The organism is Nocardia sp. NPDC059240 (assembly GCF_042753865.1).
Classification (GTDB): domain Bacteria; phylum Actinomycetota; class Actinomycetes; order Mycobacteriales; family Mycobacteriaceae; genus Nocardia.
The window spans coordinates 52,862-75,567 of the sequence record NZ_JBHZAC010000009.1; the positions used below are offsets into that span (position 1 = coordinate 52,862).

The 22,706-nt window shown below is 68.0% G+C and carries 19 protein-coding genes; 9 read left to right on the plus strand and 10 right to left on the minus strand.

Translation table 11 applies throughout. The features are described from left to right. The first annotated feature begins 29 nt into the window (after positions 1-29). Positions 30-554 (plus strand): nitroreductase family deazaflavin-dependent oxidoreductase, encoded by a 525-nt coding sequence (locus ACFXHA_RS30120; protein WP_379362356.1) that lies wholly within the window; start codon positions 30-32, stop codon positions 552-554. A gap of 34 nt (positions 555-588) precedes the next feature. Here ACFXHA_RS30120 and ACFXHA_RS30125 read toward each other — a convergent pair whose 3' ends face one another. After that, positions 589-3,228 (minus strand): AAA family ATPase, encoded by a 2,640-nt coding sequence (locus ACFXHA_RS30125; RefSeq protein ID WP_379362357.1) that lies wholly within the window; start codon positions 3,226-3,228, stop codon positions 589-591. A gap of 313 nt (positions 3,229-3,541) precedes the next feature. Between ACFXHA_RS30125 and ACFXHA_RS30130 the strand changes: the two genes are divergently transcribed. Further along, positions 3,542-3,859 carry a hypothetical protein gene (locus ACFXHA_RS30130; RefSeq protein ID WP_379362358.1) on the plus strand — a complete coding sequence of 106 codons (318 nt, stop codon included), beginning with the start codon at positions 3,542-3,544 and terminating at the stop codon, positions 3,857-3,859. 34 nt (positions 3,860-3,893) lie between these two features. On the opposite strand, the gene ACFXHA_RS30135 is transcribed toward ACFXHA_RS30130, so the two are convergent. From ACFXHA_RS30135 to secA, 3 genes are all read right to left on the minus strand, one after another. Continuing rightward, positions 3,894-6,515 carry a LuxR C-terminal-related transcriptional regulator gene (locus tag ACFXHA_RS30135; RefSeq protein ID WP_379362359.1) on the minus strand — a complete coding sequence of 874 codons (2,622 nt, stop codon included), beginning with the start codon at positions 6,513-6,515 and terminating at the stop codon, positions 3,894-3,896. A 331-nt stretch (positions 6,516-6,846) separates the two neighbouring features. Then, complete coding sequence (locus ACFXHA_RS30140; protein ID WP_379362360.1) at positions 6,847-7,065, minus strand: hypothetical protein; 219 nt, start codon at positions 7,063-7,065, stop codon at positions 6,847-6,849. 162 nt (positions 7,066-7,227) lie between these two features. Continuing rightward, on the minus strand, positions 7,228-10,065 hold the full coding sequence (gene secA, locus ACFXHA_RS30145) for a preprotein translocase subunit SecA (protein ID WP_379362361.1): 2,838 nt from the start codon (positions 10,063-10,065) through the stop codon (positions 7,228-7,230). A 406-nt stretch (positions 10,066-10,471) separates the two neighbouring features. Between secA and ACFXHA_RS30150 the strand changes: the two genes are divergently transcribed. The 7 genes from ACFXHA_RS30150 (at position 10,472) to ACFXHA_RS30180 (ending at position 17,974) form a co-directional block, all read left to right on the plus strand. Further along, positions 10,472-11,893 carry a wax ester/triacylglycerol synthase family O-acyltransferase gene (locus ACFXHA_RS30150; RefSeq protein ID WP_379362362.1) on the plus strand — a complete coding sequence of 474 codons (1,422 nt, stop codon included), beginning with the start codon at positions 10,472-10,474 and terminating at the stop codon, positions 11,891-11,893. Then, entirely contained in the window at positions 11,877-12,455 is a 579-nt protein-coding gene (locus tag ACFXHA_RS30155) for a DUF6912 family protein (protein ID WP_379362363.1), read from the plus strand. Before ACFXHA_RS30150 ends, ACFXHA_RS30155 begins: the two co-directional genes overlap by 17 nt. A gap of 94 nt (positions 12,456-12,549) precedes the next feature. Further along, the gene (locus tag ACFXHA_RS30160; RefSeq protein ID WP_379362364.1) at positions 12,550-13,710 is read left to right on the plus strand and encodes a ferredoxin reductase; all 1,161 of its coding nucleotides are present in this window, start codon (positions 12,550-12,552) and stop codon (positions 13,708-13,710) included. Positions 13,711-13,808: 98 nt separating this feature from the next. Next, positions 13,809-15,287, plus strand: a complete 1,479-nt coding sequence (locus ACFXHA_RS30165; protein ID WP_379362365.1) for a fatty acid desaturase family protein — start codon at positions 13,809-13,811, stop codon at positions 15,285-15,287. A 95-nt stretch (positions 15,288-15,382) separates the two neighbouring features. Continuing rightward, complete coding sequence (locus ACFXHA_RS30170) at positions 15,383-16,636, plus strand: fatty acid desaturase family protein (RefSeq protein ID WP_379362366.1); 1,254 nt, start codon at positions 15,383-15,385, stop codon at positions 16,634-16,636. A gap of 100 nt (positions 16,637-16,736) precedes the next feature. Beyond that, the gene (bluB, locus tag ACFXHA_RS30175) at positions 16,737-17,369 is read left to right on the plus strand and encodes a 5,6-dimethylbenzimidazole synthase (protein ID WP_379362688.1); all 633 of its coding nucleotides are present in this window, start codon (positions 16,737-16,739) and stop codon (positions 17,367-17,369) included. Between the two features lie 68 nt (positions 17,370-17,437). Continuing rightward, a complete protein-coding gene (locus ACFXHA_RS30180) occupies positions 17,438-17,974 on the plus strand; it encodes a YceI family protein (protein WP_379362367.1) in 537 nt (178 codons plus the stop codon). Positions 17,975-18,058: 84 nt separating this feature from the next. Here ACFXHA_RS30180 and ACFXHA_RS30185 read toward each other — a convergent pair whose 3' ends face one another. The 6 genes from ACFXHA_RS30185 to ACFXHA_RS30210 all read right to left on the minus strand — a co-directional run bounded on the left by ACFXHA_RS30185 (position 18,059) and on the right by ACFXHA_RS30210 (position 22,692). Beyond that, positions 18,059-18,598 carry a hypothetical protein gene (locus ACFXHA_RS30185; protein ID WP_379362368.1) on the minus strand — a complete coding sequence of 180 codons (540 nt, stop codon included), beginning with the start codon at positions 18,596-18,598 and terminating at the stop codon, positions 18,059-18,061. A 229-nt stretch (positions 18,599-18,827) separates the two neighbouring features. Then, positions 18,828-19,130, minus strand: coding sequence for a hypothetical protein (locus tag ACFXHA_RS30190; RefSeq protein ID WP_379362369.1), 303 nt, complete (start codon positions 19,128-19,130; stop codon positions 18,828-18,830). Positions 19,131-19,142: 12 nt separating this feature from the next. Beyond that, on the minus strand, positions 19,143-19,580 hold the full coding sequence (locus ACFXHA_RS30195; protein ID WP_379362370.1) for a hypothetical protein: 438 nt from the start codon (positions 19,578-19,580) through the stop codon (positions 19,143-19,145). Positions 19,581-19,732: 152 nt separating this feature from the next. Beyond that, positions 19,733-21,025 (minus strand): acetyl-CoA C-acyltransferase, encoded by a 1,293-nt coding sequence (locus ACFXHA_RS30200; RefSeq protein ID WP_379362371.1) that lies wholly within the window; start codon positions 21,023-21,025, stop codon positions 19,733-19,735. Between the two features lie 118 nt (positions 21,026-21,143). Beyond that, a complete protein-coding gene (gene hpf / locus ACFXHA_RS30205) occupies positions 21,144-21,815 on the minus strand; it encodes a ribosome hibernation-promoting factor, HPF/YfiA family (RefSeq protein ID WP_379362689.1) in 672 nt (223 codons plus the stop codon). 232 nt (positions 21,816-22,047) lie between these two features. After that, a complete protein-coding gene (locus ACFXHA_RS30210; RefSeq protein WP_379362372.1) occupies positions 22,048-22,692 on the minus strand; it encodes a ComF family protein in 645 nt (214 codons plus the stop codon). Between the last annotated feature and the right edge of the window lie 14 nt (positions 22,693-22,706).

Genomic DNA, 22,706 nt, shown 5'->3' on the forward strand with positions numbered 1-22,706 from the left:
GCGTGGACAAGTAGCAACATAATCGGGGCATGGCATTCGCTGAGTGGCGTCGCAGACCCGACGCGCCCGCCCGCTGGAATCCGCTGCCCCGGCTCGGCCGCGCCCTCGCGCGCCGCCCGCTGGTCATGCGCGCCGCACCGGCCGTCTTCGCGCTGGAGGACTTCACCAGGCGAATCACCAAGGATCGCAAGGGGATCCTGGACGTGGCGGGCCTGCCCGCCCTGCAGATCACCGTGCCCGGACGGCGCACCGGCATTCCCCGCACCGTGACCCTGCTCTACGTTCCCGATCCGGGCGACGAGAAACGCTTCCTGATCGTGTCCTCGAATTGGGGCAAACCGCAGCAACCGTCCTGGTCGGCCAATCTGCTCGGGGCCGAACGCGCCGAACTCCGGGTGCGAGCCGAGCGTTTCCCGGTCCAGGTGCGGCAGCTGACAGGTGGCGATCGGGATCGGGCCTGGCGGCGGGCGCTGGATTTCTGGCCCGGTTATGCGATGGAGCAGCGGCTGGCCGGCGAACGCCGGTTCCGGATCTTCGAACTCACCCGAATCTGACTTGCCGGAAATTCGCTGAAGGACCGAAAGCGGTTCAGCGCGGTCGCTTCAAACGCATGCCGTTGTCGAAATCGATACCGCGCAATTCGAAACGACTGGTGAGACCGAGCTTTTCGAGAATGCGCGACATATGGTGCCCGGCCGTGCGGGGGCTCAGGAACAGTTCCGCGCCGATCTCCCGATTGGTGAGCCCCTGGGCGGCCAGCTTGGCCACCTGCGACTCCTGCGCGGTCAGCGGGGTCGAACCGGTGCCCGCGGCCTTGGTCCCGGTGCCGGTGAGGTCGAGTTCGGTGCGGGCGCGCGCGGACCAGGCCGTCGCACCGATCAGGTCGAAAGCGTCGGCCGCAGTGCGCAATTGCTCGGCGGCGTCGCGGCGGCGGCGGGCCCGGCGCAGCCACTTGCCGTACAGCAGTTGGGTGCGGGCCCGGCCGAAGCTGGTATGCCGGGTGTCGCCGACGGCGAGGGCGCGGCGGTAGTAGTGCTCGGCACGATCCTCCGGCGACAGCAGCGCCCGGCCGGCATAGGCGATGCTCAGCGCCCAGCGCGCCCGCGAGCGCAATGCCCAGTCCACGATCGCGTCGGCGCACACCGCCGCCTCGTCGAAACGGCCCACCCGGCAGGCGGATTCGACCATGTCGAGGGTCGCCAACCGGGCCAGGCTCGGATGTGCGGCCTCGTGGCCTGGCTCGTAGAGCGCACGCAGCCGCCGGTAGGCGGTCTCGGCGTCACCGGTGTTGAGCGCGTGAAAACCCTGGTTCCAGTACGCGCCGCCGATCAGGATCGGCACCGCGTGCGGACGGGCCAGTGCCAGTGCGTGCTCCACACTGTCGGCCACCGCGTCCGCGTCGCCGCGCTGCGCGGCCAGCCGGGCCCGCAGGTTCCAGCACTGGGCCAGCAGATTGTCCGCGCCTGCGCCGGTGGCCAGCTCGAACGCCGCGGCCAGGGTCTCCTCGCCCGACTCCCAGTGCCCGGTGGCGAACTGCAGCACGGCCAGCTGCGGGAGCACCCCGAGCGCCGCCGCCCGATCCCCCGAATTACGCAGGCCCCCAGCCACTTTCAGATACGGTTCGACGGCCTGTTCGCCGAGTCCCCACTCGATCAACTGGGCGGCCGGGGGCAGCAGATGGGCGGCCACGATCGGTGACGGCGCGGCCGCGACGGCCTCGAGCTGACCGTCCAGCGGCGTGTCCCCGGCCTGGCCCGCCGCCCACGCCGCCCGCTCGGCCACCAGGCGCAGTCCGGCCGCGAGCTCGGCCGCGGGCGAACCGGTGAGGGCATCGGCGTCGCGCAACAGCAGTGTCCGCGCCCGCACTGGATTGCCCGCCACGAATTCGAGCAGACCGCGCAGGCCGTTGCCCGCCGCCGCAAGATCCGCCACGCCGGCGCGGGCCTCGGCGAGGGTGAGCAGACGGTCCGCGGATTCGATATCGCCACCCTCCCAAGCGAATCGGGCGGCACCGGCCAGCCGGGTCCCGGCCGTCACCGGATCCGGCGTGATGGCGGCCGCCCGGCGCAGCACCGCCGCCGCGGCCAGCGCTCCGGCCCGCGCCCGCACCCGGGGCGTGGCGTCCGCGAGGGACCGGGCCAACGTCTCGTCCGAGGCGTCGACCACGGCGGCCAGATGCCAGGTCCGCAATTCCTCGGTGTCCGGGCCTCGCAGCGCATCCGCCAGAGCGCGGTGCACGGCGCGCCGGCGCGCCGGGTCGGCGGCATCGTAGGCGGCGCCGCAGAGCAGGCGGTGACGCATCTCCACGCGCCCGTCGGTGACCGCCAGCAGTCCGGCGGCCAGCGCCGCCTCCCAATCCGGGCCGGTGACACCGAGTTCGGTGGCGGCCTGCACGATCGCGCACAGGGTGCCGCGGTCCTCGGCGGCGACCACGGTGAGCAGGGTGCGCACGGGGTCGGTCAGCTCGGCCAGGGCGGGTCCGAAGGCGGCGCGCAGTCGCGGACCGAAAGGCACCGGGCCCCAGCCGATTCCGGCGAGCTCCTCGGCATCCAGCGGCGCCTCCAGCAGGGCCAGCGGATTACCGGCGGCGACCCGCAGGATGCGGGTGGCCCGGGGCGCGCCGAGCACCGTGGTCCGTCCGGCCAGCAGGGCACGCGCCGCCTCGTCCGGCAGCGGGGCGACGGGCAGCACCGGCAGCGCCTGCCACACCGAGGTGGCCGGGCAGTCCCGCACCGCCGCCAGCAGCACCACCCGGCTGCCGGCCAGGCGGCGCAGCGCGAAGGTGAGGGCGTGCGCGGTCGCCGCGTCCACCCACTGGGCGTCGTCGACGATCAGCGCGACCGGCCGGCGCGCGGCGAGCGCCGCCAGCAGCGTCACCACCGCCGCGCCCACCAGGAACGGGTCGGCCGGACCGGTATCGCGCCCCAAGGCACGGGCCAGCGCGCGCGACTGCGGATCGGGCAGCGACGGAAGCTGATCGGCGAGCGGGTTCAGCAGTTCGTGCAGCGCCGCGAATTCGAGCCGAGATTCGGCCGGCAATCCACTGCAGGCGAGCACCCGGAAATCGGTGGCGGACAACTCCGCGGCATGCAACAGCGCGGTTTTCCCGATGCCCGGATCGCCCCACAGCAATAGCCCTCCGCCGTGGCCCGCACCCGCCCGGCTCAATACCCGGGACAGTTCGGCCTGTTCTCGTTCCCTCCCTGGGAGAACCCGGATCTCGCGCACATCGCAACTTACCCCGCTTCGCAAGAACCGGACAAATTCGACAAGGCGGGATTCATCGGCCGAGACCGATTGTGAGATAGGACATTCCGAGTCTCGCATTAACGACCGATTCGATGACCGATACATCGACCGATTACAAAACCCGGACTGCCCTTTAAAATGCGCACGAGTTTCGGCGACTCGATTACCGGGCCGGACGATATCCTCCCCCATTGCTTTCCCACCCGTCTGTCGGTCAAACATCCGGCACCCGGCAGTCCCGCATCCGCCCGTGTGGGATGCGGACGCGGCCGGAAATAGTTAGCCTGCCGAGGTGGATGACCGTGAGCGCAAAGAATTTTCGCCGCTCCTCGATGAGGCCCTGGGGCCCGGCGCACCCGTCACGCCGGAAGTCCGGATCGGACGCAACGACCCCGACGACACCCTGCCGGAATGCGTACGCTGCGGCCGGCCCGCCGCACTCGAACTGCGGGCGGTCTGGCTGTCCACGCATGCCGTGCTCGCGGGGGACACCGACGTGGACAAGTTGATCCAGGTCAACGCGTGCGGCGGCTGCACGGGCAGCGTGGCCGGGATGATCCTGATCAACTGGGACCCACGCTATTGGGGCGAGTCGGTCCACCTGGACTAGCCCGCCCCGAAAGGCTCAACGCGGTCCGAAAATCTCAGCGCGGTCGCACGATTCGCATGCCGTTGTCGAAATCGACGTCACCCAGATCGGCCCGGCCGCTGAGTCCCAGCTTGCCGAAGACCCGCGAGAGATGGTGTCCCACCGTCCGCGGGCTCAGAAACAGCTCGGTCCCGATCTCGCGATTCGTCAGCCCCTGGGCGGCCAGCCGCGCGACCCGCTGCTCCTGCGCGGTCAGCACCGAGATCTCGCCGTGCGCGGTGACCGGCGCGGCCCGCCGCCCGGTGAGCTCCAACTCCTGCCGGGCGCGCAGCGTCCACTGCTGCGCACCCATCCGCTCGAACGCCTCCGCTGCCGCGCGCAGCTGCTCGGCGGCGTCGGCACGGCGGCGGGCCCGGCGCAGCCACTTGCCGTAAAGCAGTTGAGTGCGCACATGATTCAGATCGTGGCGGCTGCGCCGGACCGCCAGCGCCCGCCGGAAGTACCGGTCGGCGCGGTCGTCGTTGCACAGCAGCGCCCGGCAGGCATAGGCAGCGGAGATCGCCCAGTCCGCCCGGGAGCGGATCGCCCAGTCCCGGATGTCGGCGTAGTACGTCAGCGCCTCGGCGTGGCGGCCCACCCGAGTAGCGGCCTCCACCAGATCCAGTGCGGCCAAACGGGCATAGGTCGGATGCCGGGCGTCGTGCCCCGGCTGCGCCAGCGTGCGCAGGCGCAGATACGCCGTCTCCGGATCACCGAGGCTCAGCGCATGGAAGCCCAGATGCCAGTGCGCCGACGCGATCAGCGCCTGCGCCCGGCGCGGCCGCGCCAATGCCAGCACGCGCTCCGCGCCGTCGGCCACCACCTCCGAATCACCGTGCAGCGCGGCGATCTTCATGCGCAGCGCCCAGCAGTGGGCGAGCACGTTCTCCACCCCGCCGGCCTCGGCCAGTTCGAACGCCTCGGCCAGGGTCCGCTCGGCATCGGCGAAGCGGCCGTTGGCGAATTGCACGATCGCCAGCTGCGGCAGCAGCGACACCGCCGCCGGGGCCGCACTGCCGCGCAGCGACGCCACGGCCTGCGTATAGGGCTCGAGCGCCACGTCCGCCAGCCCCCACAGCAGCACCAGCGGGGCGGGCGGCAGCGGCCGGATCATCGAGTGCAGACGCGAAATTCCTTCCCGCACCGTCATTTCCGCGATATCCAGCTCGAGCACGCCGTGCCCGGCCACCCAGCGTGCCCGCTCGGCGTCCAGGCGCAGCAATTCCGCGGTGTGCGGATCCACCAGTTCGGCGTCGCGCAACAGCAGTCGGCTCGCCCGTTCCGGTTCGCCCGCAACGAATTCCAGCAGTCCGGCCAATCCGCGACTGGCGGTCGCCGCCCGCTCCGCGCCCAGCCGGGCGGTGGCCCGGTCGAGCAGCCCGCGCGCCGACGCGATATCGCCACCGGCCCAGGCAAATCGGGCGGCCGTCGCCAGCCGCTCCCCCGCCCGTTCCGGATCGGCGCTGATGGCCGCCGCCTGGCGCAACATGGCGGCGGCGGTCAGCGCGCCGTGGCCCGCCGCCCCCGCTCGCTCCGAGAGCACCCACGCCAGTCGTTCGTCGGGCCGGTCCGCGGCCATGGCCCGATGCCACACCCGCAGATCCGCCTCACCAGAACCGACCAGCGCGGTCGCGACCGCCAATTGCGCGGCCCGCCGGCGCGCCGGGGTGGCGGCGTCGTGGACCGCGGCGCACAGCAGCGGATGTCGACGTTCCACCCGGCCGTCGCCGACGCTGAGCAGGCCCGCGGCCGCGGCGTATTCCCAGGCGGCGGGACCGGTCCCGAGCGCGGTGGCCGCCTCGGTGACGGTGCCGAGCACGCCGCGCGTCTCGGTGACGACGACCGTCAACAGCATCCGCACCTGCTCCGGCAGCGCCGCGACGCGCTCCCGGAAGGCCGCGCGCAGCGCCGGACCCAGCGGCACCGGCTGCGGGCCGGTACCCGCGAGATCGTCCACCACGCCGGGCAATTCGTGCAGGGCCAGCGGATTGCCGCCCGCCACCGCCAGGATCCGCGACAGCCGCAGTGCACCCATCGGGCCGTAGTTCTCCGCGATCAGCCGACGGGACTCCGCGTCGGGCAGGCCGGTCACCGGCAGTGCGGGCATCTCACGCCAGGGCGTGTCGGCCGGATCGCCGCGCAGCGCCACCAGCAGCGCCACCGGCGCCGTGGACAGGCGGCGCACGGCGAAGATGAGCGCCTGCGCCGATTCGCGGTCCACCAGCCGCGCCTCGTCGACGATCAGCAGCAGCGGTCCCGCGGTCGCGAGCTCCGCCAGCAGTCGCTCCAGACCGGCGCCGACCAGAAAGGGATCGGGGGCCCCGGCGCCGAGGCCGAGCACCGCGCGCAGTGCCTCCGCCTGCGCGGGCGGCAGCGCGCCCACTCGATCGGCGACCGGTAGCAGTAATTCGTGCAGCGCCGCATAGCGCAATTCGGATTCGGTGCGAATGCCCTGGCAGCGCAGCACCCGGAAGTCCGCGGCCCGGGCGACCGCCGCGCGCAACAGCGCGGTCTTGCCGATGGCCGGATCTCCGCACAGCACCACTCCGGTACCCCGCCCTGACCGAGCCGCCGCGAGAACACCATCCAATTGGATTTGTTCCCGACCCCGCCCGTACAACTTTCGGTCCTCCCACACATACCGAAACTTAGACGAGCTAATAGCCTGCAACCAAGTCGCCCCCGAGAACTGGCACAAAATGTCCCCGAATGACGCAAATCACAAATTTGACCGGACGAATTCAATTAACACACCGGCGACTTCGGGCGATATCTCTGCCCACTTTTGCGCGATCCGAAGTGAAAGGAGTTCGAATAAGATTAGCCCGGATGCGCCCCGCCACGAATCATGCTATCCCCATTGATGATTCACCGAACCGACCCTCGGTAAACATCGAAAACGAAAGCGCTCCCGGCGAATTCGCCGGGAGCGCACAGCCGCGAGGGTCAGCGGCCGATGGTCATACCGTTCAGGCGGGCACACCGGTGTACAGATCGAAGGTGCCATCGGCCTGCGGCTCACACACGTAGTGGGTGCCGCCGGTGCTGGGGGCCTGGCCGTCGGCGTCGCACGCGGACTGGGTGGCGTAGTTGCCGATGTAGTTACCACCGGGGTTGGCCGACGCGGCACCGATTCCCATGGCGGCGATGCCCAGGGCCATAGCGGTCACGGCGAAAGTCTTGCGCATTGTGTGATTCCCTTCCTGCTCGGCCACCCCGCGGCGACCGGACTGGAACCATTTGATCGCAGTGATCGTGACCGTTTCATGACCGGCCGAAAAGTGCTGGTCCAGTGCGAAAAACGGTGAGCCCCGGGCGTAAACGCCCGGGGCTCACCGTTTTTCGATTACCTAGTGCCGACGCTTGCTGCGCGGCGCGCGATCCTGCTTGCTCTCGTTGCGAGCCGCCTCACGGCGCTCGCGGCGGGTGCCGCTCTGACCGTCCTCGTTGCCGTACTCGTCGCTGTCGCTGCGAATGGCGGCGTGGCCGCCCTCGTCCGGACCGGAGTAGGACAGGCCACGCGGGCCGGACTCGTCGATTCCCTTGGCGCGCAAGGCCGCCGGGGCCGCGTTGCCGTTACCGGCGGCCGCGTCCTCCTGCGTCGGGAGCGGACGGTTGCCGACCGGCGACTGCAGGCCCGCAGCCACGTTCATGCCCGCCGGCTGCGGCTGCTGCACCTCGACCTGGAGGTTGAACAGGAAGCCGACCGACTCCTCCTTCAGGCCCTCCAGCATCGCCGCGAACATGTCGAAGCCCTCACGCTGGTACTCGACCAGCGGGTCGCGCTGCGCCATGGCACGCAGGCCGATGCCCTCCTTGAGGTAGTCCATCTCATAGAGGTGCTCACGCCACTTGCGGTCCAGCACGCTCAGCAGGATCTGGCGCTCCAGATTGCGCATGCTGCCCTCGCCGGCGAGACCGTCGATCTCGGACTCACGGTTCTCGTAGGCCGCGTGCGCGTCCTCCAGCACGGCTTCGGTGAGTTCCTCGCGGGACAGCTCGCCCACCTCGCCGGTCTCGTTCTCACCGGTGAGGTCCTTGAAGGCGACGCCGATGGGGTACAGCGTCTTGAGCGCGCCCCACAGCTTCTCCAGATCCCAGTCCTCGACATAGCCTTCGGCGGTGGCGCCGGTGACGTAGGCGGTGATCACGTCCGTGATCATCTCCTGCACCTGGCCCTCCATATCCTCGCCCTCGAGGATGCGGGCGCGCTCGGCGTAGATCACCTTGCGCTGCTGGTTCATGACCTCGTCGTACTTGAGGACGTTCTTGCGGATCTCGTAGTTCTGCTGCTCGACCTGGGTCTGCGCGGACTTGATGGCACGCGAGACCATCTTGGCCTCGATCGGCACATCGTCGGGCAGGTTGAGCCGGGTCATGATCGACTCGAGCGCGGCACCGTTGAAGCGCCGCATCAGCTCGTCACCCAGCGACAGGTAGAAGCGGGACTCGCCCGGATCACCCTGACGGCCGGAACGACCGCGCAGCTGGTTGTCGATGCGCCGCGACTCGTGGCGCTCGGTGCCCAGCACGTAGAGGCCGCCCGCGTCGCGCACGGCGTCGGCGTCCTCGTCGACCTGCTCCTTGACCCGCTCGAGGGTGGCGTGCCACTGGGCCTCGTACTCGTCCGGGGTCTCCACCGGATCCAGGCCCTGCCGGCGCAGCAGGATGTCGGCGATGATGTCCGGGTTACCGCCCAGCACGACGTCGGTACCACGACCGGCCATATTGGTGGCGACGGTCACCGCGCCCGGGCGCCCGGCCTCGGCGACGATCTGCGCTTCCTGCTCGTGGAACTTGGCGTTGAGCACGTTGTGCGGAATGCCGCGCTTGGTCAGCAGCTTCGACAGGTACTCCGAACGCTCGACCGAGGTGGTGCCGACCAGGACCGGCTGGCCCTGCTCGTGCTTCTCCTGGATGTCGTCGGCGACCGCGACGTACTTGGCCTCTTCGGTCTTGTAGATCAGGTCGGACTGATCCTGGCGGACCATCGGCTTGTTGGTCGGGATCGGCACCACGCCCAGGCCGTAGGTCTGGTGCAGCTCGGCCGCCTCGGTCTCGGCGGTACCGGTCATGCCCGAGAGCTTGTCGTACAGGCGGAAGTAGTTCTGCAGCGTGATCGTCGCGAGAGTCTGGTTCTCCGGCTGGATCTCGACGCCTTCCTTGGCCTCGATCGCCTGGTGCATGCCCTCGTTGTAGCGGCGGCCCACCAGGATTCGGCCGGTGAACTCGTCGACGATGATGACCTCACCGCTGCGGACGATGTAGTCCTTGTCCTTGGTGTAGAGCTCCTTGGCCTTGATGGCGTTGTTCAGGTAGCTCACCAGCGGCGAGTTCGCGGCCTCGTAGAGGTTGTCGATGCCCAGCTGGTCCTCGACGAATTCGACACCGGCCTCGTGCACACCGATGGTGCGCTTCTTGATGTCGACCTCGTAGTGCAGGTCCTTCTTCAGCAGCGGCGCGATGCGCGCGAACTCCGCGTACCACTTCGAGGAGGCGTCGGCCGGGCCCGAGATGATCAGCGGGGTACGGGCCTCGTCGATGAGGATCGAGTCGACCTCGTCGACGATGGCGAAGTTGTGCCCGCGCTGCACCAGATCGTCCAGCGAGTGGGTCATGTTGTCGCGCAGGTAGTCGAAGCCGAACTCGTTGTTCGTGCCGTAGGTGATGTCCGCGGCGTAGGCCTCGCGGCGCTCGGCCGGGGTCATGCCACCGAGGATCACACCGACCTCGAAGCCGAGGAAGCGGTGCACGCGGCCCATCCACTCGGCGTCGCGCTTGGCGAGGTAGTCGTTGACGGTGACGACGTGCACGCCCTCGCCGGAGATGGCGTTGAGGTAGGCGGGCAGCACACAGGTCAGGGTCTTGCCCTCACCGGTCTTCATCTCCGCGACATTGCCGATGTGCAGGGCGCCGCCACCCATGATCTGCACCTTGTAGTGCTTCTGGTTGAGCACCCGCCACGACGCCTCCCGCGCGGTCGCGAAGGCCTCGAGCAGCAACTCGTCGAGGCTCTCGCCGTCGGCGTAGCGTTCCTTGAACTCCGCGGTCTTGGCCTGGAGTTCGGCGTCCGAGAGCGCGGTGTACTCCTCGTCGAGGGCGATGACCTCATCCGCGAGACTCGCGAGCCGCTTGACCGTGCGACCCTCACCAATCCGTAGCAACCTTGAAAAACTCAGCGCAGGCACGGGTCTTGTAGTCCTCTGGTCGGTGTTGTCGGTAGCCCCCACCAAGGCAGGGAACATCGCGCGCGGGCGCGCAATCTTTAAGCCATGGTAATCCGCAGCCCAGCATAGGTGCTGAAGTGCGGCGGGGATGGACCGCCCACTGAGGGAAAGCTGTGAAATACGGGTTGCCGGAACCACCCTCGGCACGCCAGCGACCTCTCAGCGAATGCCCTTGTGGGCGAGGCTGTTTCAGACCCCCTGCCGTAGCATGTAGGGGGTCCGGCTCGGGCAGTGCCGCCCATCCATTCCCCCAGGTGATCGGATTGCGATAGCTTGCCTTCCAGACGGCGTACGCCGTCGGTCAGCCGACGCCTCGGCAGGGGGAACTTCCGCGGGCGAAGGCAGGGATAAGGGAGTAGCGGGCAGCGTGATCACCAGACTGACGCCGCAGGACGCGTCGTTCTACCGGTTGGAATCCAGTAGCAACCCGATGCATATCGGTTCCTTGGCCATCCTGCGCAATCCCGCGCCGACCGGGAATTCCGGGAGCGGGCCGCTGGATTACGAGCGGCTGGTGTCGCTGGTCGAATCGCGGCTGCCGCTGGTTCCGCTCTACCGCCGCAAGGTGCGGGAGATCCCCTTCGCGCTGGGTCGCCCGGTGTGGGTGGACGACGGCCACTTCGACATCACCTATCACATCCGCCGTTCCGCGCTGCCCGAACCGGGCACCGACGAACAGCTGCTGGACCTGGTCGCGCGCCTGGCCTCGCGCCCGCTCGACCACACTCGCCCGCTATGGGAGATGTATCTGGTGGAGGGACTGTCCGAGGGCCGCTGCGCGGTGTTCACCAAGACCCATTCGGCGCTGGTCGACGGGGACAGCGCGCTCGAGATCGGGCATGTGATCCTGGACACCTCGACCGCCCCGCGCAAGGTCGCTGACGACGCCTGGATCGCGCACCGCGAACCCGCCGATCTGGAACTCCTGGTCGGCGCGGTCCTGCATCTGGCAACCCAGCCGCGCGAGGGCCTGGAGGTGGCCCGCCATCACGTGGCGGAGGCGTTCGCCATGGTCGACGCCACCGGCAAGGCGGTCGCGAAACTGGTGTCCATGGTCCGCACCGCGGCCATCGGCGCACCCGACAGCCCCCTGAACACCCGCACCTCCCGCAATCGCCGTTTCGCGGTGGTGCGCACCGATCTCGAGGACTACCGCAAGATCCGCAAACGGTTCGACTGCTCCATCAACGACGTGATCCTCGCGGTGGTGACGGGCGCGCTGCGCAACTGGCTGCTCTCGCGCGGGCAAGTGCTCACCGAGGCCGACCAGTTGCGCGCGGTGGTGCCCATGTCGGTCTACGCCGACGGCCCGCACGGCGAGCTCAAACCGGCCGGCGAGGTCACCTCGCTGCTGCTGGATCTGCCGGTCGGCGAACCGAATCCGGTGATCCGCATGGAGCACATCAAGCACGCCACCGAGGCGCACGACCGCCATCAGCGCGGGGTGCGGGCCCGGACCCTCGTACATATGGCCGGATTCGCTCCGGCGAGCCTGCATGCGATGAGCGTGCGCTCGGCGAGTACTTTTGCAGAGCACACGTTCAATCTGGTGATCACCAACGCGCCGGGTCCGCAGCAGGCCATGTACATCGGCGGCGCGCGGATGCTGGAGATGTACCCGGTGTCGCCATTGCTGCGCTTTCAGGCTTTGAGCATCGGTCTCACGTCCTACGACGGACGCGTGTTCTACGGGCTCACGGCCGATCGCGACGCCATGGCCGATATCGCGGTGCTGACCGCTTCGGTGCACGAGTCGATGGAGGAGATGCTCGGTGCCTGCGTCCAGTGAGTCGTCCGCCGTATCCAAGAAGCTACGGGTTTACGTCCCGGCCACGGTGCCGATGCTGCGGGAACTGGTCGCCGATCGGGAGATTCGCGCGCTCAACGACACCGCCTTCGCGGTGACGCCCGCGCTGCGCGAGGCCTACGCCTCCGGCGACGACGAGGAACTGGCCGAGGTGGCCATGGCCGAGGCCGCACGCGCCTCGCTGCGACTGCTGGCCCAGGAGCAGGAAGCCGCGGATCTGCGCGGCTCGGACGAATCCGATTCCGCCCCCGCGGGTCCCATCTTCCGCCGCGCCGTCATCGCCGCGGACGTGGACGGCGCGACCTTGCGCCCCGACCTCGACGATGCCGTGGTCCGGCTCTCGGCCGCGATCCCGTACGACCGCATCGCGTCCATCCACGTGGATCTGGCCGAGGCCGAGTCCGAGGTCTCCAAGGCCGTCGGTGTGATCGACGCCGCCGATATGGGTGATACCGACGCCGAATTCGTGCTCGGCGACGCCGAGGATCACCAGCTCGCCTGGTATGCCGCGCAGGAACTGCCGTTCCTGCTGGACCTGCTCTGAGCTGGTCTTACCAGCTAGCTCCGGCACCGTAACCTACGATGCCGTAACCTTGCTGTGACGGACGCGGTACGACGATAGGAACGGTTTCCGGATCATGGCTTCGAAGAGTGGTTTCTCCGTGCGCGCGCTGCGGGAATGGCTGGAGGCCCCCGTGGCCGAGGGCGGCAACGGCGGACGGACTCCCCTCGACTCACTGCGCGGCGCGGCGGCCCGGATCACCACTCCCCTGCTGCCGGACGATTACGCGCACCTGATCAATCCGCTCTGGTCGGCGCGTGAGCTGCGCGGTCGCATTGTGGAGGTCCGCAAGGAGACCGCCGATTCGGCCACCCTGGTGATCAAGCCGGGCTGGGGCTTCGACTTCAAGTTCTCCCCCGGCCAGTACATCGGCATCGGCGTGCTGGTCGACGGCCGCTGGCACTGGCGCTCGTATTCGCTGACCTGCCCGCCGGATTGGACCGGCGAGGCCGGGCACAAGGGCAAGCGGCTCATCTCCATCGCCGTGAAGGCCATGCCCGAGGGCTTCCTGTCCAGCCACATCGTCTCCGGCGTGCCCGCCGGGACCATCGTGCGCCTGGCCGCCCCGCAGGGCGGATTCGTGCTGCCGGAGCCGACGCCGAGCAAGGTGCTGTTCCTGACCGCGGGCTCGGGCATCACTCCCGTGATGGCCATGCTGCGCACCATGGATCGCCGCGACTCGGTCGCGGATGTCCTGCACATTCATTCCGCCCGCACCCCCGACGACGTCATGTTCGGTGACGAGCTGCGCGAATTGCACGAGCGCCGACCGGGTTTCACCGCGCACCTGCACCTGACCGGCGAGAAGGGCAAGTTCGCGCTCGCCGATCTGGACGAGGTGTGCCCGGACTGGCGTGAGCGCGAGGTCTGGGCCTGCGGCCCGCTGCCCATGCTCGACGAGATCGAGAAGTATTGGGCCGCCGCCGGTCTGGCCGACAAGCTGCACGTCGAGCGCTTCGAGATCGAGCGCAATGCCACCGCCGAGGGCGGCAATGTCACCTTCGCCAAGGCCGGTAAGTCCATCGAGGTGGACGGCGCGACCACGCTGCTGCAGGCCGGTGAGGACGCGGGCGTGCAGATGCCGTTCGGCTGCCGCATGGGCATCTGCCAGACCTGTGTGGTGACCGTCACCGAGGGTCACGTGCGAGATCTGCGCAATGGCAAGGAACACCGCGCGGGCGACAAGATCCAGACCTGCATCTCGGCCGCCGCGGGCGACTGCACGATCGAAGTGTGACGCCCGCACCGGCTGCGGCCGCGGCGCGCGAGAACGGCTACCCTCGATAGCAATTACTGCGGGGGGCGCACGGCAGATCAACCACGGAAGGACCGCCGGTGGCAATCACCGATATCAAGGCGTTCGCCCATCTCTCGGCGGCCGATATCGAATCGCTCGGGCATGAGCTCGATTCGATTCGTCGCGAGGTTGAGTTGTCGCTGGGTGAGAAGGATGCGAAATACATCCGTCGCACCATTGCGGCACAACGGATTCTGGAGGCCGCCGGGCGCGCGACGCTGTTCGCCTCCAAGAAGCGCTGGGCCTGGCTGACCGGCACCGCCCTGCTTTCGGTGGCCAAGATCATCGAGAACATGGAGCTCGGGCACAACATCAGCCACGGGCAGTGGGACTGGATGAACGACCCGGAGATCCACTCCACCACGTGGGAGTGGGATATGACGGGTACGTCGGCGCAGTGGAAGGCCGCGCACAACTACTCGCATCACATGTACACCAACATCCTCGACATGGATGACGATCTGGGCTTCGGCATCCTGCGCATGACGCGCGACGAGGAGTGGAAGCCGATCAACCTGGCGCAGCCGTTCGCGAATCTGGTGCTGGCCGCATTGTTCGAGTGGGGCATCGCGCTGCACGATCTGGCGGCCACCAAGGAACAGATGGGCGTGCCCACGACCAAGCTGTTCCCCCCGCAGCACGTCTTCACCGAACCGAACGTGGCGTTCTGGCGTAAGGCGGGCAAGCAGGTCGCCAAGGATTTCGTGATCTATCCGGCGCTCACCGGTCCGGCGTGGAAGTCGACGCTCAAGGCGAATGCCACCGCGAACCTGGTCCGCAATCTGTGGGCATACGCGGTGATCTTCTGCGGCCATTTCCCCGACGGCGCACAGAAATTCACCGAGGAGCAGTTCGAGAACGAGACGCAGGGCGAGTGGTACCTGCGGCAGATGCTGGGCAGCGCGAATTTCGATTCGGGCCCGACGATGGCGTTCATGAGCGGCAATCTGAGCTACCAGATCGAGCATCACCTGTTCCCGGATATTCCGAGCAATCGGTACCGGGAGGTATCGGTCAAGGTGCAGGAATTGTGCGACAAGTACGACCTGCCGTACACGACCGGTTCGCTGCTCAAGCAATACCTGTTGGCGTTCCGCACGATTCACAAGCTGGCGCTGCCGGACCAGTGGCTCAAGCGGACCTCCGACGATGCGCCGGAAACGTCGTCCGAGCGCAAGTTCGCGGGCATCACCCTGCCTGCGCTGCCCGCGTTGAACGGCAGTGAATGGCTGGCCGAGCACGGCGGCGAATGGCTCAATGAGCACAGCGCGAGCGAGTGGCTGGCGGAGCATCAGCCGTCCTGGGGCGTGGATCCGGTGACGGGTGAGCGGCGCGGGCTGCGTTCGGCATTGCAGGAAGCCAAGATTGTGCTGAAGGAGAAGGCCGCGCAGGAGAAGCAGGTGTTGCGCGAGGCCAAGGCGGCGCTGCAGGAAAAGGCAAGGGCGGAAAAGGCTTTGCTGTCCGAGAAAGCACAACGGGGCGGTTGGTTTTCACGTAAGCTCGGGCGTAATCGCTAGCAGAGTCGAGTAGCGAACACAACGCGGTATTCGACACAGTAGAGATTCATTCCTCGCCAACCTACGGGACCGTAACCTACGGTACTGTAACCGGCATGGCGATCTCGGATGTCAAGGAATACGCGCACCTCACCCCGGAGGATGTCGAAGCGATCGGGGCGGAGCTAGACGCCATCCGCCGCGAGGTCGAATCCTCCTTGGGTCAGCAGGATGCCCGTTACATCCGCAATGTGATCCGTCTCCAGCGCGGCCTCGAAATCAGTGGCCGCGCCGTGCTTTTCGCTAGTCTCTTCCCGCCGGCCTGGTTGGCCGGCGTGGCGCTGCTCGGCACCGCCAAGATCATCGAGAACATGGAGATCGGCCACAATGTGATGCACGGGCAGTGGGACTGGATGAACGATCCGGAAATCCACTCCACCAAGTGGGAATGGGACAACGCCGGTCCCTCCGAACACTGGAAGATCACCCACAATTTCCTGCACCACAAGTACACCAATGTGCTCGGCATGGATGACGACATCGGTTACGGCCTGCTGCGCGTCACCCGCGATCAGCGCTGGTCCCCGTTCTACCTCGGCCAGCCGGTCTACAACCTGCTGCTGCAGATGTTCTTCGAATACGGTGTCGCCATCCAGCATCTGGAGCTCGGCAAGGTCGCCAAGAAGAAGTGGGCCGCGGATTCGCCGGAGCGCCGCCAGTTCGAAGAGGACCGCAAGACCGTTCTGAAGAAGATCGGCAAGCAGGCCGCCAAGGACTACCTGATCTTCCCGCTGCTCACCGGCCCGGCCTTCCTCGGCACGCTGACCGCCAACCTGGCGGCCAATGTGGTGCGCAATGTGTGGACCAACGCGGTCATCTTCTGCGGCCACTTCCCCGACGGCGCGGAGAAGTTCACCAAGGGCGACTGCGACAACGAGACCCAGGCCGAGTGGTACCTGCGTCAGATGCTGGGCAGCGCCAATATCTCCGGCGGCCCGCTCATGCACTTCATGACCGGCAACCTCTCGCACCAGATCGAGCACCACCTGTACCCGAACATCCCGTCCCGCCGACTGGGTGACATCGCGGTGCGGGTGCGCGCCCTGTGCGAGAAGTACGACCTGCCGTACACCACCGGTTCGCTGCCGGTGCAGTACGCCAAGTCGTGGCGCACCATCATGAAGCTGTCGCTGCCCAACAAGTACCTGCGCCGCGGCACCGACGACGCTCCGGAAACCAAGTCGGAGAAGGTCTTCGGTGGCGAGACCACCATCGACCCGGTGACCGGTCGTCGCCGCGGCCTGCGCACCGCGCTGGCGGAGGGCGGCCGCAAGCTGACCCGCCGCACGCAGCCCGCTATGGCGAGCTGAACACAGCCTGACCGCGAACGCCCCCGCCGGAATCCCGGCGGGGGCGTCGTGTTCACTGGAGGCCGTGTGTTCCGAAGGTCCCTGTAGTACCCCCGAATGTCTGAGCGTCTACGACGCGATCCGCCTGCGCCGGGATGTCCGCGCCGAATTCAATGGTGAGGTGGTCGACGATGCCACCCTGCTGCGCATTCTCGAGGCCGCCCATCGCGCCCCCAGCGTCGGCAATTCCATGCCCTGGGACTTCGTGGTGCTGCGTGATCCGGCCACGCTGAACAAATTCGCCGATCATGTCGCGGAGAAGCGGCAGCAATTCGGCGATGCGCTGCCCGCCGATCGCGCGGAGGCCTTCAATCCGATCAAGATCGAGGGCATTGTCGAGAGCGGCACCGGAATCGTGGTGACGCACAATCAGGCTCGCGGCGGCACCCACGTGCTGGGCCGGGCGACCGTGCCGGAAACCGGCATCTACTCGACCATCCTGGCCATCCAGAATCTGTGGCTCGCCGCCACCGCCGAGGGCGTCGGCGTCGGCTGGGTCAGCTTCTACGACGAGCCCTTCCTGGTCGATCTGCTCGACCTCCCCGCCGGTGTGAAGCCGGTCGCGTGGCTGTGTGTCGGCCCGGTCGACGAATTCCAGCAGGTCCCCGACCTGGAACGCTTCGGCTGGCGCACCCGCCGCCCACTCGAATCCGCCATCCACTGGGATCAATTCACCGCACGCGTGGACGATTAGCCACGGACCGGCAGTCCCCGGATCAAGCCGGTCTGGTTGCGGGCGAGCAAGCGGACCACAGTCAACTTATGACGACTTCGACCCGCATCACCCTGGCCCCCGGCCGCTGGACCCTCGACCTCGCGCCCTCCACCGTCGCCTTCACCCTGCGTAGCTTCGGCTTGATCAAGGTGCGCGGTGAATTCCAGCGCTTCGACACCGAATTCGTGGTGGACGACGCCGGTGCGGCCGCCATCGAAGCCACCATCCACCTGGATTCCTTCCACACCGGCAATGCCAAGCGCGACGACCACGTCCGCCACGCCGACTTCCTGGATGTCGAGAACCGGCCGACCATGACCTTCCGCGCGCCCGCGCCGGTCGTCATCGGCGAATCCTTCGAGGTGGACGGCGAGGTCGCCTTCGCCGACCGAATTCGCCCACTCACGCTGTCGGCCGCCTGGAACGGCCTGCGCCCGCACCCGGTGACCGGCCGTCAGGCCATCGCCTTCACCGCCACCGGCGCTCTGGACCGCACCGAATTCGGTGTCGGTCCTTCCTTCGGCGGCATGATCGGCAAAACCCTCACCCTCGACCTCGGCATCCACCTGATCGAACCGGCCTGACCGCACGGCCCCGCGCATACGCGAAACCCCGATCCGCACAGGCGGACCGGGGTTTCGCGCTCGAAGGGGTTCGATGAATCGGGCTCAGTGCTGCGGGGACTGGGCGTAGCCGACGCCCGCGCCGATGGCGGCACCGACACCCGCGCCGACCAGGGCGCCACCGGCGGCACCGACGGCGACCGGGATGGCCTCGCCGGCGGCGAAGCCGACGACGCCACCGATCACGGTGCCGGCGGTCAGGCCGGCGGCGGCACCCGGAACGGCACCCACGCCCGCACCGGCGACCGCACCGGCCGCAGTGCCGGTCCCGGTGCCGATTCCGCTACCGATGCCCGCACCGATCGCGGCACCGGTCAGGCCCAGCGGCAGGCCGACGACGCCACCGGCGACACCGCCCGCGACGCCACCGGCGACCGCGCCGATGCCCGCACCGGCGGCAGCGGTCTGCCCCATGCGGTTGAGGGTGTCGACCGGAATTCCGGTGGTGGGGTCACGCTGCACATCCGAGATCGGGGCGGGATCGGAAACGGTGGCGGCGGAGGCGGTTCCGGCTCCGGCCAGCACGACGGCGGCGGCCACGGGAACGGCGACGACAGAGGAAAGAACGATCTTACGAACAGACATCGGAAAACACCGGCTTTCGTGCATTGATTCGCTTTGCACCACCGACGCTAGGCCCGAATGGTCAACTGTCCAAGATGAGCGCGCTCAGTAAACGGCGTGACCGGGGCCACCAAAAGCGGCATTTCCAAACACGAATGACCCGTTCACAGCGATGCGGTCATGCGAATCTGCTCTGTCCGTCACATGTGACCGACAGAGCACTCCCGAATCCGCTATTGCCCCGAATTCGCTATTGCCCCGGTTCCGCGAGCCGCCGGGTGACCTCGGCAGCCAGTTCCGCGCCGGTCGCCTCGCGCAAAGCCTCGACCAACGAGGCGCGCAGAATGTCGTCACGGGTCAAGAATCCGGCCGCGATCAACCCTTCGACCGGGCTCACGTCATAGGTGCGGCTGAACGCGATGACCGTCTCCGCCACCGGTGCGTCCCCGCTCAGATGCCGCGACACCCGCATCTGATTGGTCCCCATCCGCACCGCGATGGCGCGATCACTGTCGCCGTGCGAGACCGCCTGCTTCCACTCCCGGAATCCCACCGGTTCATTGTGTCAGCGCGGCGGCTCGGTAGGGCGGTGTCCGATGACGGACGCGTCGTCGAGGGTGACCACGGGGTCACCGGAGTCGGCCTTGCCGGTGATGGTGATGGTGCCGGTGAAGACGTCTCCCTGCGTGAGGGCCGTGCCGACCGGTCCGGCGAGCTCCACCCGCGAGCCGTCGATGGTGTAGTAGTCGGTCGGCCCGCCGTGCACGAAGGCGAGGGTCCACACGGCCGCATCCGAATACACCAGCCCGTAGACGGAAACCCGTTCACCGGCGTGTTGTTCGGCATTGCGCAGGCGCTGCCCGAGATCGTAGTCGGACACCGGCTGCCCGCCGTCCGACCCGGTCGCGGGGAGTGGCTGCGCCGCAGCGCTTCCCATCCCGCTCATACCGACACCGACCGCGATCCCGATCGCCGCGGCCCCGATCATCGTCCGCCCGACCATGATCCACCTCCGCTCGCCTCATCCCCCTCTGGATACCCATTCGACACCGGTTCACCACCAACGACATCCACCCGACGCCGAAAAGGCCCCGATCCGCTACCGCGAACCGGGGCCTACCTGCGCGAAGACACATTCGCGCCGTAACGGTCGGATCAGACGCGCTCCAGCACCGCCGAGGCTCCGATGCCGCCGGCCGCGCAGATGCCGAGCAGCGCGGTCGACTTGCCGGTGAGCGCAAGCTCGTTGGCCATGGTGGTGACCATGCGGGCACCCGTCGCGCCGAAGGGGTGGCCGAGGGAGACCGAGCCGCCGTGGACGTTGAGCTTGGCCGGGTCGATGGTGCCGACGGCGGTGTCGCGGTCCAGGCGGGTCTTGGCCCATTCGTGGCTGGCCAGGGCCGAGACGACCGAGAGGGTCTGGGCGGCGAAGGCCTCGTGGATGTCGACGAAATCGATGTCCGCGAGGGACATTCCGGCCTTGTCCAGGGCGCGGGGCATGGAGATGGCGGGGCCGATGAGGACCTGGTCGCGCGGATCGACGCTGACGAAGCTCCAGGAGCGGAAGGCGGCGAGCGGTTCGAAGCCGAGGGCGCGGGCCTTCTCCTCGCTCATCAGCAGCACCGCGGACGCGCCGTCGGTGAGCGGGCTGGAGTTGCCCGCGGTGACGGTGCCGTCCTCGGCGAAAACCGGTGCCAGCTTGGACAGTTTGGCCAGGCTGGTGTCGCGCCGGACCAGGCCGTCGCGGGAGACGGCCACGCCGTCGGGTGTGCACACCGAGAGCACCTCGCGGTCGAAGCGCCCCGATTCGATGGCCGCCGCCGCCCGGTGATGCGAGGTGGCCGCGAAGTTGTCCTGTGCCCCACGCGAAATGCCGTGGATGCGGGCCATCTTCTCGGCCGATTCGCCCATCACCTCACCGGTGGTGCGTTCGGCGATCTGCGGCCGCTTCGGCATCAGGTCGAGGAACGGCGCGAGTTGTGTTGCCGCGCTGAGGTAGTCCTTGGCCTTGGGTTTGCCCAGGGCCAGCGGCGCGGCCGCGTGCACCAGCTTCTGCGGCAGCTTGATCTCGGCATTGCTGGTGGAGTCGCTGCCACCGGCGATCACGATGTCGTATTCGCCGCGCTCGATGGCGGCGGCCGCCGACACCACGGCCTGCAGCCCGGAGGCGCAGGCGCGGGTGACGGTGTACCCCTCGCAGCCCGGATCCAGCTCGAGGTCGAGTGCGATCTCCCGCGCGATGTTCGGCGCGGCGCTGGGCAGGATGACCCCGCCCCACACGATCGACTGCACGTCCTGTTTGGGCAGTCCGGTGCGTTCCAGCAGACCGCGCACGGCGGTGTCGGCCAGATCGATGGAGTCCATCCGAGTGAAATCGGTGAATGCCCGCACGAAGGGGGTTCGCGCCCCGGCGACGATGACAGCACGGCGAGCGCCTGGTTTAGCCATGAGCCAGTTTTAACTGATACAGCGCGTAACAGCAAGAGCCGGTGCGTGGAGGGTCATAGTCGACCGGGGCCTGTCCCGAGACCCCGGTCGAAAGGGGCAGATGTTCCGAAACCGCCGACTAAGCGAGCCTGATCAGCCCGTAGTCGAAGGCGTGGCGACGGTAGACAACCGACGGTCGGTCGGTCTCCTTGTCCTGGAACATGAAGAAATCGTGGCCGACGAGCTCCATCTGATAGAGGGCGTCATCGACCGTCATGGGTATGGCAGGGTGCTGCTTCACACGCACGACGTGGCCGGGACCGGCGGATTCGCCGTCGGATTCCGCAGCCGAATGATCATGGGCGACCGACCCGTTCGAGGCGAACAGGGATTCGTCGAGCAGTCCGGCGGTGGCTTCCGACACCGAGATCGGTGTCTTGTCCCCGTGATGGACGCGACGGCGGTCCTTGAGCCGGCGCAATCGGCTCTCCAGCTTCTCGACCGCCTGCTCGAGGGCGGCGTAGAAACTGTCCGCGCAGGCTTCGGCCCGGACGACCGGACCCTTGCCGCGGGCGGTGATCTCTATCCGCTGGCAATTCTTGCGTTGACGACGGTTGCGTTCGTGGGTGAGTTCCACATCGAAGAGGTAGATGGTGGGGTCGAAGCGCTCCAAGCGAGAAAGCTTGTCCGCCACATGAATTCGGAAATGGTCGGGGACTCCACCCTCACCGAGGGTCCGGCCCTTGACCACGACATCCGCCTTGGTCGCCCGACTGGGCAAATCGTCTGAGATGACATCGTCATCGAGCAAGACCGCGGTGTCTGCGTTCTTCGCTGAGAGTCGTGAAGTAGTCGTCACGCGTACCTCCCGGATCTGGCCGCACAAGCCGCTCGTGCGGCGGGATTGAAACGTGTGCCGATCGAATGATTCGCTCGGCACATAGGGTCCGAGGCGCCACCTCCAAACTTGCGGTTCGGGTGTCTGATCGCCAACCTAGTGCGCCAGCGACCTGTCCGCCAGTGTTCACGCAAATTTCGAAGAATCAAGCCGCGCAGGTAACCAGCGCGGCACGAACAGTCACATCCGCCTCAGCCAGCGCAAGCACCGATTCACGCATCGTGACCCCGGTGGTCAACACGTCATCGATCAGCACTACCTCGGCATTTGCCGGAAAAAGGACACCCGGCGGCCGGGTGGTGGCTACGATGATCCGCCCGTGCAGATTGTGCTGGCGATCGCGGTGTCCCAGGCCCACCGAGTCGCGCACACCTGGCCGCATGCCCAACATACGTACCAGTCGGCAACCCGGCAGCGAACTCGCCGCGACGCCTCCGGTACGTGCCACCGGATCGCCTCCCCGCAGGCGTGCCGCCGCGCGCCGAGTCGGCGCGGGGACCAATATCAACGGACGCGCGGTGTCCCGCAAATGATCCAGTCCCCTGGCCATCGCGAAGCCCAACGGCTTTGTCAGGTCCCACCGGCAATGCTCCTTGACGGCCAGCACGGCCGCCCGCGGCACACCCCGGTACGTCCCCAGGGCCCAACAGGGCACGCCGGGATCCGCACGCGGGCGAATGCGAATCGGCGGTCCCGACAAGGCATCCGCGCATCGGGCGCACCAAGCCGTCCCCGCCCGGCCACACCCGCCGCAGGCGCGCGGCAGGATCAGATCCAGCAGCTCCCCCATGCCCCCAGTGTGCG